Below are 15,340 nucleotides of genomic sequence, written 5' to 3'. Positions count from 1 at the left end.
CCGTGCGGCGGATCAATTCCCCGCGACCGCCTGCTCGATCCTGGCGACGTCGATCTTGGTCATGGTCAGCATGGCGGTGAACGCGCGCTCGGCCACGCCCGGGGCGTCAGAGGCCGCTGCCTCCGTGAGTGCTCGCGGGGTGATCTGCCAGGACAGGCCCCACCTGTCCTTGCACCAACCGCAGGCGCTCTCCTGCCCACCGTTGCCCACGATTGCGTCCCAGTAGCGGTCGGTCTCCTCCTGGTCGTCGGTCGCGATCTGGAAGGAGAACGCCTCGCTGTGTGTGAACTCCGGCCCGCCGTTCAGCCCGATGCACTCGACGCCGCAGACCGTGAACTCCACCGTCAGGACGTCGCCGGCCCTCCCGCCGGGGAAGTCCGCGGGCGCACGGGACACCCGCCCGACGCGACTGTCGGGGAACACCGAGGCGTAGAACTCGGCCGCAGCCTCGGCGTCCTTGTCGAACCACAAGCAGATCGTGTTCTTCGGGATTGTCCTCACCATCTCCTTCGACGTGGAGGGTCACTATGACTCCGCGCCTCTTCGCAGGGGTCAGACTGCGTTGTCGTGTGCGGCGACCAGCCAGGCGCGGACCTCGTCGTCGACCTCCTCGACCCGGCGTAGCTCCAGGTGGTGCATCCAGACCCTCGGGGACGGGTGTGCGATCTCCTTGAACCGGGTCGAGGTGACCTCGTGCGGAAGGGCGACGGACAGCACTGCCGGCACGTCGCTGCGCAGGTACAGGTCCGGGCGCCAGACGTAGGCGAAGCCCTTCCGGCGGCGGAACGCGATCTGGCTCTTCGTCACCCTCACCGACGCGTCGCCGACGGCTCGGACCGCCTGCTCGACCTCGCGGTACAAGCGCAGCCCGTCCGGGGAGCCGTCGAAGAACTCCTCAGGCGTCCGCCCGCCTTCTGCCGCTGGCATGCAATCACCGTAGCGCTCAGAACCAGTTGCTGCGTCCTGACGATCACCTGGAGCGCTGTCCAAGGTGCCGAGGGCTACAACATCTATCGCCGGGACGCCAAGGTCAGCACCGGTGAACTGATCGGCACGGTGGACGGTGTCGGCTACGTCGACTTTCACGGTGGAGGAGGGGACCGACTACTGGTACAGCGTCTCGGCGTTCAATTTGGACCCCGCGGCGAAAGTGGCTTGCAGGCCACGGTCCCGCAGGCCACGGAGGAACTCGTCACCCTCGTCGAGACCGACGCCGACGGAGCCGAGGAGGTCTTCGAGAAGACCATCCAGATCGGCAACAATGCCGCGGGCACATACGTCGTGGGGAACTACAACGTGCATGTCAACACCAAGGGCAACGATCAGGTGCGCGATCTGTACGTGGTCAACCCATAGGGAGGCTGATGACTCGCTGGTGCTCCGCAATCCTGGGGTGACGGAGTACCAGCGACCCAGTCGAACTTGCTGGTGTTACTCGCGGCCCTCCTCGAGGGGGATGAGCATCGTCCGGAACTCACCGGGAGTCGTGTGCAACTGCCAGATGCGGTCTGCGACCCCGTCCACACCGTCGGCCACCTGCAGCTTCGGGATCGAGCCGGGGATGACGAGCTGCACGACGCGCACGCCCTCGTCGGCCAGGGCCTCGTGGAGCATCTCGCCGTAGGCGCTCTCGGCGGGGAAGGCCACGGACGTCCCGGCGAAGCCGGCGCGCGACTTCACCGAGGTGCCGCCATTGATCAGGATGATCGTGCCGTCGCCTGCTGCACGCATCGCCGGCAGTACTGTTCGCGCCGCGGCGATCAGTCCCAGCGCCGAGAAGCGGAGTGCCTCGAGGGCGAGTTCGGGGGTGAGGTCGAGCACCGGCTCGAGGTACGAGCGCGACGGCAGCGGGCTGTACTGCAGAGCGGTGATCGGGCCCAGGTCCTCGGCCGCCGCGGTGAGGGCCGCCTCCAGGGATTCGGCGTCGCGCACGTCGGCTGAGTACCCGCGTGCGGTCACGCCCTCCTCGACCAGTTCCGCCGCCATGTCGTCCAGCTTCGACTGGTCACGCGAGACGAGTGCGATCGCGAACCCTTCTCTCCCGAACCTGCGCGCGACCGCGGCGCCCAAGCCGGGGCCCGCTCCCACGATTGCCAACGTTGCCATTGTGGTCTCCATCACTAGGGGGTGTCCTTTCCCCGAGCGTAGCTGGGGCCGCGACGGTGGACTGGGGCGGGGTGGGGGGACCGGAGGACGAAGCGCCAGGGCGGCCAGGTCCGATCAGGCGTCGGGGCAGAGCTGCTGGATGGAGGCCACCATGCGGTTGGTGAACCGTTCCCGGGTGGCGGCGTCGACCCGGTCCAGCGACAGGTACGGGTTGAGGTCCTCGAGTTCCATCAGGAGCAGCTCACCCGTCCGGGTCCGACAGGCGTCGACGCGCTGGATTCCGTGGTCGATGTCGTTCCAGTCGACGAAGCGTTGCGCGAAGGCGAGGTCGGCCTTGCCGGCTTCGCAGGGGGCGAGGTCCCAGCGCTGTTCCGGGTTCGGGGCGTGGAGGGCGTACTGGAACTCCCGGTCCACGAAGTAGAAAGAGACCTCATGGGCGAATGGGATCAGCGGCTGGACCAGGACGCCATCGAGTTGCGCGCCGGCGAGCTCGTCAGCGCCCAGCACACGAAGCCCCACCGAGTCCGCACCCCCCTTGGGCTTGATGACGTACCGCTCGACGGTGGGGAGGCGGCTGAGATCAGCGCGCTCGTCCACGGTCGGGATCACGGGGTATCCCTGGCGGTACAGGTCGAGCAGGTACTGCTTGCCGAGGGCGTCGCCCTTGCCGGTCAGTTGGGTGAACACCTTGGCGCCCTCGTTCAGTGCCTGCGTCCTGAACGCGTCGTAGGCCTGCTGGTATGAAAGGACTGGGCCGGAGTTGCGGACGACGACGACGTCGAAGGCGCCCATCAGGGCGGCGGCCTGGGTCGGGTGGCACAGCGCGACGTCGAAATGCCTGCGCAGGGACGCGGAGAGGTGGATGTCTTCGTCGCCGTAGCGCCTGCCCCTGGCCGGGTAGGTCAGGTCGGTCACGTAGAGGACGCGCGTTCGCATGAGGTAGATCGTCGCACACCCCGAGAGTGCTCAGCGGGGGCTGACCACTCAACCCAGCGGGGCGCTCAGGACCGTCTCGTTCAACACCACCAGGAGCACGAAGACGAGGAGTGTGGCGAGTGTGTGGATGGACAGCACCGTGGCCGCGAAGTGGTTGTGCGCCTCGATCTTCGAGAAGACGGGGATCACGAACGGTGCCGGCAGCGAGAACATCAGCAGGATGGCCAGCAACAGCTGTGGGTCGAAGGGCACGATCGCGAAGATGGCCGCGCTCACCAGGGCCGCCAGGGGAGCCATGACCGCCAACCGCACCAGCACCACGCGGATCGCCGGCCCGACGGCCGCGTTGGTGGAGACGCTCTCGTACCCGATGGAGAACAGGATCAGCACCGCGGTCGGGCCCGCGATGAAGGCGGCCGTGTCCTGGATGAGCGGCCCGGCGAACGTCTGGTCGAGCGCGGACGCCGCACCCGTGACGCTCAACAGCAGCCCGGCCAGCAGCGCCACCATGACCGGGTTGCGCAACGCCCGAGTCACGGTGGCCGCGGGCCCGATCCTGTCACCGGCCTCTGCCAGCAGGAAGGAGACGAAGACGCCGAAGACGAACAGCTCGTGCCCGATGTCCAACACCGCGAGGTTCGAGACGTGCGCGCCGCCCACCAACAGCGTGTAGAGCGGGAACCCGAGCATGCCCATCTCGTAGCCCGAGAACAGGTACGGATACAGCTCCTTGTGCTTGCCGGAGGAGATTCGCCGGACCCAGAACCCTACCGCGAACGTCGCGAGGCAGACCCCGAAGATCACGACCGAGATGGCTCCGGTACTTGCGCTGAGGCGCAACGAGTAGAACGCGCCGAAGATCACGAAGGGCAGCGTGAAGCTCGCCACCAAGGTCTTGATAGCCGCGACGCCCTCGGTTCCGATGATCCGTTTCCGCGCCGCGACGGCGCCGAGCAGCAGGCACGCGAAGATGGGCAACACCTTCGAAAGCACCTCGAGAACAACCTCCATGGTCTCCTCAACACCTCCGTCCGAAGTGTATTGAGCCCCCTCCAACGTCCCGACGGCGACCCCTCGCAACCGGAGTTGCGGAGTTGGGCCCTGGGTTACGTGGTCGGGTTCTGAACCAGCCGGAGCAGCGAGCCATCAGGGTCGAGTAGGTAGGCGATCCGCATTCCGGAGGCCTCAAGTCTGGCCGGTTGGATCCGAGGCCACCCCGCTGTCGCCTCGGGTATGCCAGCGACGCGGCATCGAGTGCAGAAAGCGTCCAGGTCGTCCACGCGGAGGCAAGAGCCGAAGGAAGATGACGCAGGATTCAGACCGGGATCTGGGAAGAACTCCAGCATGAGGCCGCCCCTGTCCAGGATAAGCCAGCCCGCGTCCCGGAAGACGATCTCGAACCCGAGCGCGGCGTAGAACGTGATCGTGGCGTCGAAACTGCGGGACGGGAGGTTCGGAGTGGCGTGGTCGACCATTCTCGACTGTAACACCGAGTCTCCTGGGGCCCCGAACACCTCCGGGCAGGCCGCGTCTCGGGGTTCTGCCGAACGCTGGTCCGGGATCTGAGAACCCTGATTGGTGCGCACGGCTCCGTCTCCGGTGCCAAGCGCTCCAGCCAAGTTCGCCACCCGCACGAGGTGTCACGTCGGCTCCGTCTCCGGTGCCGTGCGCTCCACTCACAGATGCCACATCTGGCGCCTCGCATCGCAGTGATGGATGATGTCGGCATGAGGCATCGAAGCGTGGTGGCCAAAGCTGACGCAGCAGTCCCGTGAATATCTGACGGAGAACAACGGGGACGAGGTCCCGGGCCATCTCGTCGAAGAGATCACCGGGGCAGGCGGCATCATCAGCGCAGATGCATGGTGGGTCGGCCAAGGCGGTCCAGTCGGGCTATACCTGTCGGACGAGGCGAACGACTGGATCGACGAGGTCGCCAACGGCGAGACCCCTGAACCTCGCGTAGAGGACCGGGATCCAACATCCTGACATGCCGTGTCACGCGCGGGCTGTCTTGCTGCAGCGTCGGGTCGTGGATTGCCCCGACGGTACGTTTTTTCCCAACGGGACCACCGATTTCCGGTGTTTCGAGCATCCCCTCGCGCTCGAGGGCGCAGCCGTCTCCGCCCTCGCGATCTCAGTTGGCGCTCTCATCCTCCTGACGAGCTCCGCGGTCACGACATCTGCCGTCCGTGCGAAGGCAGAGCCACCTCAGGCTGCCACTGAGGGCGGTCGTGTCCTGGGCCATGGTGGTTAGGCCACTCAAGACGCACCTCCGGACATCGCGTTGCCCCTGACGTCGGCCCGGCGCAGTACAGGACTCTCATCCTCCCGTCCGGGTCCATTCACCTCCCGGCCAACCCCGCGACGTCTGCGTCGGTCAGGACGACGTCGAAGACCCGCAGGTCGTCCAACAGCCCTTGGTACGGGACGTCCCACCAGTTCACGCCGAGAGCGAACACCGCGGAGGGATCCTTGAGGACGTCGGGGAACCCGCTGCTCTCATGCACACGCTCGCCGTCGATCCACGCGACGATGTCGCCGGCGTCAACCGTGAACGCGACGTGGGTCCACTCACCGGTGGGGATCTGGCGGCCGAAGCTAGCGTCGTACCACTGGGTCCCCGACCACACCATCGAGTCCATGCTTCCCGGCCCTCGTGGCACGAGGCTCACCCACGACGTAGCGCTCTGGGCCGCGAAGAAGGTGGTGGTGTGCTGCGTGGCCGCACTCGGGTTCAGCCACAGCGACACCGACCACGTCGGTCCGTGCACCGTTCCGTCCGGCAGTCGCACGCCGGAGGCGCCATCGAACACTGCGGCTTGCCCTGCGACTCCCTCGGCGTAGCTGATCCGGCCGCCGGGGGCGTCGATCAGGGGGCCCGTGACCGTGCCGGATGCCGTCTGTGGGCTCGTCAGGTCACCGTCGAAGGCGTAGTGGGCCACGAGACCGGTGCCGGCGCGGGCGGGCACGGTGACCTCGAACGCCACCTCGGCGGTGGCGTCCCCGTTGGCGATTGTGGCACTCAGCGTGACGACGGCGTCGGGTTCGCCCTGCTCGGGTCGATTGACTTCTCCGTCGGGGGAGATCACGTCGGGCATGGAAGTGGTCCAGGCGATGACGGAACCTTGTGTGCCCAGCACGGGCAGGTCGAGGTCTGTGGCGGTGGTCGCCGGCACGGACAGGTCCGCGGCCACCCGCTCGACGGCCTCCTGTGCGCTGACGTGCTCGGTTCGGACCCCCCAGAGCGCTGCGCCGTCGGGCTGCAGGCCGGTGAAGGTCCAGACCCACTCGGCGCGCCCCGGGTCGAACTGGCGCGACAACTCCGCGGTGACCGGGTCGCCGTCGAGGTTGAGCAGGATGCGGTCGACTCCGACGCGCTCCCACGTGCCGGTCCACGCGCCGGTGACCAGACCCTGTTGGGTGAGGGTCACCTGTTGGGCAGCGTGGACGTCGATGTCGATGTCCTTGGGGGCGTGGTCCACGACCGCCCAGGTTCCGACGGCGTCGTGTCGCTTGGACGTGCGGTACGAGTCCCCGCCATAGCGCAGCGGGGCGAGCACCGGCCAGCCCTGGGCGTCGAGGAACATCTCGTGGACCCGGACCTGGTGGATTTCACCCTGACCGGGGAAACGGGTGTGGAAGACCAGGTAGTCCAGCCCGTCCACGGTGAAGGGGGAACTGCCACCGGGGGAGACGTAGCCGGTGCCGCGGCCGGATCCCGGGTCTCCGGGCAGGCGGGTGAACTCGTGGTTGCCCATCAGCTTCACGCCCGTGTGGGCGATGCTGACGTCGTCGAACAGTGGCTTGCTCGGGTCGGCCGCCACCTCGCCCATACTACGGCCCGCCATGTCCAGGTACGGCCCGTCGGGCGCGGTGGAGCGAGCGACGCGCACGTTGTAGCCGCCGTCTGCGTCGAGCCCGCCGTAGGTCACGAACAGGTAGTAGAAGCCCGTCTCGGCGTCGTAGTGCACGGTTGGCCCCTCGATGCGGGCGTGGTTGCCGCCCCACAGGTGGGTGCCGTAGCCCTGGTCGGGCAGCGGGAAGCCGGTGACAGGGTCCAGTTCGAGGATGAAGATGCCGCCGGAGAAACTGCCGTAGACCATCCACCAGCGACCGTCGGTGTCGGTGAACACGTCGGGGTCGACGACGTTGGGGTGGACCCGGGCGTCGTAGACAGTGCCGTCCTCGCTCTCCTGGTCCCACATCCCCGACTTCAGGAAGATGCCCTGGTCCTCGTAGGGACCCGTCACGTCGTCGGCGACGGCGAGTCCCATCGCGGAGCGCGGTGAGTCTCCCCGGCAGGCGTTGTAGTACATGGCGAAGCGCCCGTCTGGAAGTTGCGTGACGTCGGGCGCCCAAAGGGAGTCGGTCTCCGCCCACTCGAGGGCCTCGGACAACTCCTCGGTGACGTCCTCGAAGATCGGGTTGGCGGCGTTGACGCCCGCGGCCACCTGTTCCCAGGCGACGAGGTCGTCGCTCCGAGCCACCTGTAGGTGCGAGCCGAAGACGTAGTGGACGCCGTCGACCGCGATGTGGTCGGGATCGTGCACCGTCGCATCGGAGACCTCCGGTGCAGGGGGTTGGGGCGGCACGGGCGGGCGGGCATCGGCGGGGGTGGCCCCGACGAGGGCGACCCCGACTGCCAGGGCCACCAGGGCCCTGGTCCGACGTGAGGCAGGCGACATCATTGTTGCTCCTAGGGGGATTGAGAAGGGTGGGTGGTCAGCCCAGCGTCAGCTCCAGGGTGACAAGGCTGTGGGCGGGCAATTCGATGGCGAGTCGTCCGTCGGTGACATTGGCGACGTCGAAGCTTCTTGGGACGACGGCGTCGGGCTGGTCTGCGGTGTTGTGTGCGTGGACGGCGCCTGCGGTGAGGATGCGGCCGGCCACGTCGGTGACGCGGTGGCCACGCAGGTCGACGATGACCTCGTGGCTGGCTTCGAGGTCGAGGTTGCTCAACGAGATCAGCGCTCGGCCAGCCGTCGTGGAGGCGGACCCCGAGACCAGCGGGATCTCGCGGTTGCCTACGGTCCGGGTGGGCAGGGCCCCGCCGATCCAGCTCAGCTGGAGCAGTTGCGCATCCTGGTGGCCCTTGTTCATCTCGAACACGTGGTAGGTGGGAGTCTTGATGAGCGTGTCCCCGTCGGTGAGGAGGACGGCCTGCAGGACGTTGACAGTCTGGGCGATATTGGCCATGACCAAGCGGTCCGCGTGTCGGTGGAACGAGTCGAAGTGGACCGACGCCACCAGCGCGTCGCGAATCGTGTTCTGCTGGTACAGGAAGCCGGGGTTTGTGCCGGGCTCGACGGCGAACCAGGTGCCCCACTCGTCGAGCACCAGGCCGATGCGCTTGCTCGGGTCATAGACGTCCATCACGTTGCCATGTCGGGTCAGCAGCTCGTCGACTTGCCAAGCGGAGCGCATGGTGTCGTAGTAGGTCTCGGCATCGAAGTCGGTGGCGCTCTGCTTTGGCTCCCACTCACCGGGGTAGGTGTAGTAGTGCAGCGAGATGGCGTCGAAGAAGTGGCGCGGGTTGCAGCCGCAGCCCAGGTCCCCGAGCGTCTTCATGAGCGTCTCGGTCCAGTGGTAGTCGTCGATGTTGGCGCCACCGGCGATCTTGTACAGCTTGTTGCCGTCATGTTCGCGGCAGTAGGTGGAGTACTGACGGGCCAGGTCCGCGTAGTACTCGGCGCGCATGTTGCCGCCGCACCCCCACGACTCGTTGCCGATGCCCCAGAACGGCACCTTCCAGGGCTCCTCTCGGCCGTTGGTGCGGCGGAGCTCCGACATCGGGGCCGATCCGGAGCGGGTCAGGTACTCGACCCAGTCGGCCATCTCGCGCACGGTGCCCGAGCCGACGTTGCCACAGATGTAGGGGTCGGTGCCGAGTTGCTCGCACAGGTCCATGAACTCGTGCGTGCCGAAGGAGTTGTCCTCCACGACGTCGCCCCAGTGCGTGTTGACCACGGTGGGTCGCTCCGAGCGGGGACCCACGCCGTCGCGCCAGTGGTACTCGTCGGCGAAGCAGCCACCGGGCCACCGGAGGTTCGGGATTTCGATCGCCTTCAACGCGTCAACGACGTCGGTACGGATCCCGCGCACGTTCGGGATCGGGGAGTCCTCGCCGACGAAGATGCCGTCGTAGATGCAGTGCCCGAGGTGCTCGGCGAAGTGCCCGTATACGTGCTTGCTGATGGTGTGGCCCGGGACGTCGAGGTTGATGACTGCTGTGGAGGGCTGGGTCTCGCTCATGGTTTCCTTCTGCTCGGCGAATGGGAGTGCGGTGAAACAATCGTTTCACGTCGGCCCGTGGGAGTGGGCAGGGAGCCTCAGTCGTCGGATGGCTGATTGGTGCTTACCACCGGCCAGCCGTCCTCGGTCCAACCGAGTTCGCGCACGGCCAGCTGGAAGTCCCCGCCCAGGTTGTCGTCGTAGTAGTGGTATGCGATGTGGTTCTCGGACACGGACTGCCCGCCCGGGCCGATCCGGTTGCCCTCCGTCCCCAGCAGCAGCGTGCCGCCACCGTCGGTCAGCGGGACACCGTCGGCGTCAATGTAGGGGCCGCGGACATCCTCGGATCGCCCGACGTTGATGTTGTAGGTGCTGGCGGTTCCCTGGCAGCAGGAGTCGAAGGACATGAAGAGGTAGTACCAGCCCTCGCGGAACAGGAGCGCAGGAGCCTCGATCGCATTGACCGCAGTGCCACGGCTAGCGATGTTGAACACCTTCGCTCCGGGTGCGGTCAGGCCCGACGGGAAGTCGAGCTCCACCATTTGGATACCGCCCCAGAACGACCCGAAGGCCATCCAGCCGGTCCCGTCCTCGTCGACGAGGACGGCTGGGTCGATGGCGTTGTAGTCGACGGTGCCGTCCGAGGAGATCACCTCGCCCCGCTCGGTCCAGCCTGCTGCCGGGTTGGTGGCGTCCAGTTGCTCGGCGGTGCGCAGACCGATCGCAGAGGTGTTGGAGCCGAAGGTGGAGGCGGAGTAGTAGAGGTACCAGCTCCCGTCGTGCTCGATGACCTCGGGTGCCCAGAAGTTGGTGATCCCGGCGATCTCGTCGACGGCCCAACGGGGCTCCTCCGACGGGGTCCAGGCCTCGCCCGCGTAGGTCCATTCCACGCCGTCGGGTGAGGTCCTGACCTGGATCGCCCCCAGCCCCACCCGCGGGTCTCCGGTGGAGAACACGAACCAAGGATGTTCATCGGTCCCGACGACGAGCCCCGGGTCGTGCGTGCGCAGGTCGCCGGTCACGGGGAGTTCCGTCGCGAGGGGTGCCGGTGACGGCGCGCAGGCCGCCAGCAGCGCGGTCGCGACGAGTGCGACTCCGAGCCTCTGCCTCATCGCGCGAGCCGCGCCATGGTCCACGAGATCGGCGGAAGCTCCAGTTCGAGATCAGTCCCGACGAGCCGGACAGAGTCGTTCGCGGTGGGCAGGACAGTCGTGTCATCATCGGCGCTGGCGTGCCAGCGGGGATCCGCGTTGGCGTAGGTGAGTGCCTCGACCACCCGTAGGCCTGCAGGAACCTCGCATGCAGCAGTGACGCTCGCGGACTCGTCGCGGTTGACCAGGAACACGACGCACTCATCGTCCGACCAGGTGGCGACGGCGTCCACCGCCTGCACCTCGCCGAACTCCTCGCTGGCCACGGTGGGGCCGTCCACGACCACGCGCAGCACCTCGCCCGCGGCATGCCGGGAGGTGAGGGCGAACGGGTGGAAGATGGTCTGCTTCCAGGCCTTCCCACCCTTCTCGGTGCGGATGGGGGCGATCACATTCACGAGCTGGGCTTGGTTGGCCACCCATACCCTGTCCGTGTGGCGCAGTAGGGAGATGAGCAGGTTCCCCACCACCACGGCGTCTGCCACGCTGTAGGTGTCCTCGAGCAGGTTGGGGGCCACCGGCCAATCGTCGCCCGTCGGCGGCTTCGACGGAGTGCGGTCCTGGTACCAGACGTTCCACTCATCGAATGAGATCCCGATCACCTTGTCGCTCTTCCGGGCGGCCGCGACGGTGTCCGCCGTCGCTGCGACCTGGTCGATGAACCGGTCCATGTCCTCGGCACCCAGCAGGAACTCCTGCAGGCCGGACTCCTTCTCCCAGTAGTAGGCGTGTGCCGAGATCATGTCGACATGGTCCCAGGCCTCGGTCAGGACCGTTCGCTCCCACTCCCCGAAGGTGGGCATCGCCCGACTGGAGGAGCCGCAGGCGACCAATTCGAGACCGGGATCCATCATGCGCATCCCGCGCGCCACCTCGGCGGCGAGGCGCCCGTACTCCGCGGCGGACTTGTGACCGATCTGCCACGGGCCGTCCATCTCGTTGCCGAGGCACCACAGCCCCACCCGGTACGGATCGTGGGCGCCGTTGTTGCGACGCTGCTCGGCCAGGTGGGAGTCGGCGGCCACATTGCAGTACTCGAGGACGTCCAGAGCCTCCTGCAGGCCGCGCGTGCCGAGGTTGACAGCCATCATTGGTTCCACGCCGGCCTTGTCGGCCCACTTCATGAACTCGTCGGTCCCGATGGTGTTCGGGTCGCTGGAGTGCCAGGCCAGGTCCAGGCGCTTGGGACGCTGGTCGACGGGACCCACACCGTCCTCCCAGCGGTAGCCGGACAGGAAATTGCCCCCGGGATAGCGCACCGTGCTGATCCCCAGCTCGCGGACCAGGTCCAGCACGTCGGAGCGGAATCCGTCCGCGTCCGCAGTGGGGTGGTCGGGCTCGAAGATCCCCTCATAAACGCAGCGTCCGAGATGCTCCACGAAGGAGCCGAAGGTCCGTCGTCGGACGGGACCCACCTTGAACGAGGGGTTGATCACCAGGCGTGCGATGGTCATGCTGATTGGCTCCTTCGCCGGAAATGCGTTCATCGATGAAAGGAAGCATGGCATGGCGCCGTCCCAAGGTCAACGACAGGCGCTTGAGCGGGCCAGACGCCCGTGATCCCGGTAACATTCTGGGTCTCCACTTATCCCAAGCTGTTGACAGGTTCATCGATTACCGACAATACTCATGCTCAAGCGTTCCAGAGTCGGGACGCCGGGCGGCACCGCCGGAGTCGGCGTGTGTGGCCCACGACGATCGAAAGGGCCTTCCATGATGGGAAGCATCAGCCGCCGGACACTCCTGGCAGGCACGGGCATCGCGGCCATGGCCACGGGCCTCGCGGCCTGTGGAGCGGACGGCACGAACAACGGAAACTCCGGCGAGTCCTCCGGTTCGAGCACCACCGGCGGTGGGGGCGCCGGTGTCGAGCTCACCTACATGTTCCGGGGTGGGGAGGACGAGCGCAAGGCCTATGACCAGGCCATCGCGGCCTTCGAGGAGCAGACCGGCGCCAAGGTCAAGGTCATCGTGACCGACGCCGACCAGTACCGCACCAAGCTCCAGGCTGCCATCACCGGCGGCCAGGTTCCGGACGTGTTCTACCTTGAGCAGGGCTCGGTCATGGCGTTCGCCAAGACCGGCGTCGTCAAGGACATCACCGGGGACATCGAGGCCGCAGGCCTGGACGTCTCGAAGGTGTGGAAGTACGGGGTCGACTCCTACCGCTTCGACGGCACTCGCGTCGGCCAGGGAGCCATCTACGGCCTTCCCAAGGACGTCGGGCCGTTCTCCTTCGGCTACAACAAGACCATGTTCGAGGAGTTGGGCATCCCGCTGCCCGACAAGGACAAGCCGTACACGTGGGCCGAGTTCCGCGACGTCGCCAAGCAGCTCACCTCGCCCGAGGACGAGCGATGGGGCACCGGCCTCAACGTCGCGTGGAACCTGCAGGCTTGGGTCTGGTCGAACGGAGGGGACTGGGCCGATGAGGAACGCCGCACCGTCACCATCGACACCCCGGAGTTCGCCGAGGCACTCCAGGACTTCGCCGACATCCAGATCATCGACGGCTCGACGCCCTCCATCGAGCAGGCGCAGACCATGGACACCTACCAGCGCTGGATGCGCGGTCAGATCGGGTTCTTCCCCGTCGGACCGTGGGACGTCAGCACCTACCAGGGCCTGGACTTCGAATGGGACCTGATCCCGTACCCCGTGGGCAAGACCGGCGAGACCGCCACCTGGCTGGGGTCGCTGGGCATCTCGGTGTCCAACTCCACCGAGCACGCGGAGCTCGCCACCCAGCTCGCGATGTACCTCTCGGCGGACGAGGAGTGCCAGCGCTCGCTGTACCAGGCCGGCATCCAGATCCCCAACCTGGTGGACATGGCGAAGGGCGAGTACCTGGAAGCCGAGGGGGCGCCGGCGAACAAGGAGGAGTTCATCCAGATCGCCGAGGACTACGGACGCGCGCTACCTGCTGCGGCCACCTGGACGCCCGAGTGGTACGACGACTTCTGGGTGGGCATCCAGCCGGTGCTCGACGGTGAGGTCACCGCCGCCGACTACGTGGCCCAGCTGCAGCCGCAGATGCAGGCCAAGCTGGACGCCGCCAACATGGACGCGGGCATCTGACCCCCAGTACCTCGAACCGGCGTGGGGGCGGCCCCGGCCCCACGCCGCCTACCGGAAGGTTGCGCCCATGAGTGCCACCACCGAACAGCCCCGACGCCGGAGCCGCCTCTACCGGCGGGAACACCTCGTCGCAGCCTCGTTCATCGCCCTGCCCCTGATCGGATTCCTCGCTTTCGCGATCGGGCCGTTCCTCTACAGCATCTACGCGTCGTTCACGAACTGGAACATGCTGACCGCGCCGACGTGGATCGGCCTGGCCAACTACGTCCGGGCCTTCTCGGACCCGTACTTCATCCAGTCGTTGGGCAACACGTTCTTCTACATGATCGGCATCCCGATCGGGCTCGTGGTGTCGCTGGCACTCGCCCTTGCGATGAACCGTCGGATGCCGGGGCGCGCCTTCTTCCGCAGCATCTACTACGTGCCGGTGGTGTCGTCCCTCGCAGCTGTCTCCATCCTGTGGCAGTGGGCCTACAACGGTGACTTCGGCCTCGTGAACCAGGTACTCGCACTCGTCGGCATCGACGGTCCCAACTGGCTGGCTGACAAGGCGACTGTCAAACCCGCGCTCATCATCATGGCGGTGTGGAAGGGATTGGGCTACTCGATGCTGCTCTACCTCGCCGCCCTGCAGAGCGTCCCGAGGTCGCTGTACGAAGCCGCTGAGCTCGACGGCGCCAGTAGCTTCCGGCGGTTCTTCCACATCACGTTGCCGATGGTGCAGCCGGTCACCTTCTTCCTCGTGGTCACGAGCATCATCGCCGGTTCCCAGATCTTCACCGAGATCAACATCATGACTCCCACGGGCGGTCCCGAGTTCTCCTCGGCGTCCATCGTCTGGTACATCTGGCGCCAGGCCTTCTCGAGCCTGTCGATGGGCTACGCCTCCGCGATGGCGGTACTGCTCGGCGTGCTCGTGTTCCTCATCACGGCGTTCCAGTTCTGGATCAACGCCCGCAACTCGCACGACGGAGTGGAGTGAGCCATGGCCACAATCGCGCAGAAGCGCTACCGGACCGGCAACATCATCGTGGCCGTCGCGCTGCTCATCGGCGGCATCGTGATGGTGGCACCGCTACTGTGGATGCTCTCCACCTCGCTGAAGACCCAGGAGGGAGTCTTCGCCCTGCCGCCCGAATGGATCCCGCCCGATCCGCAGTGGAGCAACTACCTGCGGGTGTGGACGGCCGGTCCACTGCTCGCCGGCATCAAGAACTCGCTGATCGTCTCACTGACGGTCACCATCGTCGGCTCGATCACCTCCACCCTCGCAGCGTTCGCGTTCGCGAAACTGCGGATGCCGGGCAAGAACGGGATCTTCCTGTTCATGCTCGCGGGCCTGATGATCCCGTTCCCGACGCTGATGATCCCGCAGTTCGTGATGTTTGCGAACGTCGGCTGGGTGGACACACTGCTGCCGCTGATCGTTCCCGGTGTCTTCGGCAACGTGATGATGATCTTCTTCCTGAGGCAGTACCTCACCTCGGTGCCGGACTCACTGCTGGAGGCGGCCAAGATCGACGGCGCCGGTTACCTGCGGATCTTCGCCTCGATCGTGCTGCCGCTCATCCGGCCCGCCATCGCAGCCCAGTTCATCTTGTGGTTCATGGCTGTCTGGAACGACTACCTGGCGCCCCTGATCTATCTGAACACACCCGAGAAGCAGACGCTCCAGGTCGTGATCGCGAACTTCAACGCCAACTACGCGATCCAGACCGACTACCCGCTGATCATGGCCGCATCGGTGATCGCACTCGTACCGGTGTTCGTGATCTTCGTGGTCTTCCAGCGCCAGATCATCGAGTCGGTGGCGCTGACCGGAACGAAGGGCTGAC

General features: G+C 66.6%; 14 protein-coding genes. 4 read left to right on the top strand and 10 right to left on the bottom strand.

Translation table 11 applies throughout. The features are described 5' to 3' along the window. Positions 1-12 precede the first annotated feature (12 nt). Together FOJ82_RS02195 and FOJ82_RS02190 are read right to left on the bottom strand one after the other, a co-directional pair. A complete protein-coding gene (locus FOJ82_RS02195) occupies positions 13-501 on the bottom strand; it encodes a VOC family protein (RefSeq protein ID WP_221932998.1) in 489 nt (162 codons plus the stop codon). Positions 502-552: 51 nt separating this feature from the next. Continuing rightward, positions 553-927: a DUF5655 domain-containing protein gene (locus tag FOJ82_RS02190; protein WP_143936803.1), complete on the bottom strand. Its 375-nt coding sequence runs from the start codon at positions 925-927 to the stop codon at positions 553-555. Between the two features lie 228 nt (positions 928-1,155). Between FOJ82_RS02190 and FOJ82_RS02185 the strand changes: the two genes are divergently transcribed. Then, positions 1,156-1,356 (top strand): hypothetical protein, encoded by a 201-nt coding sequence (locus tag FOJ82_RS02185; RefSeq protein ID WP_143936802.1) that lies wholly within the window; start codon positions 1,156-1,158, stop codon positions 1,354-1,356. A 75-nt stretch (positions 1,357-1,431) separates the two neighbouring features. On the opposite strand, the gene FOJ82_RS02180 is transcribed toward FOJ82_RS02185, so the two are convergent. From FOJ82_RS02180 to arfA, 8 genes are all read right to left on the bottom strand, one after another. Continuing rightward, positions 1,432-2,106 (bottom strand): SDR family NAD(P)-dependent oxidoreductase, encoded by a 675-nt coding sequence (locus tag FOJ82_RS02180; RefSeq protein ID WP_143936801.1) that lies wholly within the window; start codon positions 2,104-2,106, stop codon positions 1,432-1,434. A gap of 114 nt (positions 2,107-2,220) precedes the next feature. Next, positions 2,221-3,042 (bottom strand): ATP-grasp domain-containing protein, encoded by an 822-nt coding sequence (locus FOJ82_RS02175; RefSeq protein ID WP_143936800.1) that lies wholly within the window; start codon positions 3,040-3,042, stop codon positions 2,221-2,223. 48 nt (positions 3,043-3,090) lie between these two features. Continuing rightward, positions 3,091-4,053, bottom strand: coding sequence for an AEC family transporter (locus FOJ82_RS02170; protein WP_143936799.1), 963 nt, complete (start codon positions 4,051-4,053; stop codon positions 3,091-3,093). A 95-nt stretch (positions 4,054-4,148) separates the two neighbouring features. Further along, positions 4,149-4,517 (bottom strand): bleomycin resistance protein, encoded by a 369-nt coding sequence (locus FOJ82_RS02165; RefSeq protein WP_143936798.1) that lies wholly within the window; start codon positions 4,515-4,517, stop codon positions 4,149-4,151. A gap of 870 nt (positions 4,518-5,387) precedes the next feature. Further along, a complete protein-coding gene (locus FOJ82_RS02155) occupies positions 5,388-7,733 on the bottom strand; it encodes a LamG-like jellyroll fold domain-containing protein (RefSeq protein WP_143936797.1) in 2,346 nt (781 codons plus the stop codon). A 34-nt stretch (positions 7,734-7,767) separates the two neighbouring features. Further along, the gene (locus FOJ82_RS02150) at positions 7,768-9,297 is read right to left on the bottom strand and encodes an alpha-N-arabinofuranosidase (protein WP_143936796.1); all 1,530 of its coding nucleotides are present in this window, start codon (positions 9,295-9,297) and stop codon (positions 7,768-7,770) included. A 77-nt stretch (positions 9,298-9,374) separates the two neighbouring features. After that, on the bottom strand, positions 9,375-10,388 hold the full coding sequence (locus tag FOJ82_RS02145) for an arabinan endo-1,5-alpha-L-arabinosidase (protein ID WP_143936795.1): 1,014 nt from the start codon (positions 10,386-10,388) through the stop codon (positions 9,375-9,377). Next, positions 10,385-11,881, bottom strand: coding sequence for an arabinosylfuranosidase ArfA (gene arfA, locus FOJ82_RS02140; RefSeq protein WP_143936794.1), 1,497 nt, complete (start codon positions 11,879-11,881; stop codon positions 10,385-10,387). The genes FOJ82_RS02145 and arfA overlap by 4 nt, the downstream gene beginning before the upstream one ends. Before the next feature lie 259 nt (positions 11,882-12,140). Here arfA and FOJ82_RS02135 point away from each other — a divergent pair, with 259 nt between their 5' ends. The 3 genes from FOJ82_RS02135 to FOJ82_RS02125 all read left to right on the top strand — a co-directional run bounded on the left by FOJ82_RS02135 (position 12,141) and on the right by FOJ82_RS02125 (position 15,339). Then, positions 12,141-13,505, top strand: a complete 1,365-nt coding sequence (locus FOJ82_RS02135; RefSeq protein ID WP_221932997.1) for an ABC transporter substrate-binding protein — start codon at positions 12,141-12,143, stop codon at positions 13,503-13,505. A 67-nt stretch (positions 13,506-13,572) separates the two neighbouring features. Continuing rightward, entirely contained in the window at positions 13,573-14,487 is a 915-nt protein-coding gene (locus FOJ82_RS02130; protein WP_143936793.1) for a carbohydrate ABC transporter permease, read from the top strand. A gap of 3 nt (positions 14,488-14,490) precedes the next feature. Next, positions 14,491-15,339, top strand: coding sequence for a carbohydrate ABC transporter permease (locus tag FOJ82_RS02125; protein WP_143936792.1), 849 nt, complete (start codon positions 14,491-14,493; stop codon positions 15,337-15,339). Position 15,340: the final 1 nt, after the last annotated feature.

The organism is Tessaracoccus rhinocerotis (assembly GCF_007197885.1).
Classification (GTDB): domain Bacteria; phylum Actinomycetota; class Actinomycetes; order Propionibacteriales; family Propionibacteriaceae; genus Arachnia; species Arachnia rhinocerotis.
The sequence above is the reverse complement of the archived record's forward strand: the minus strand, read 5'-3'. Positions and strand labels throughout refer to the sequence as shown.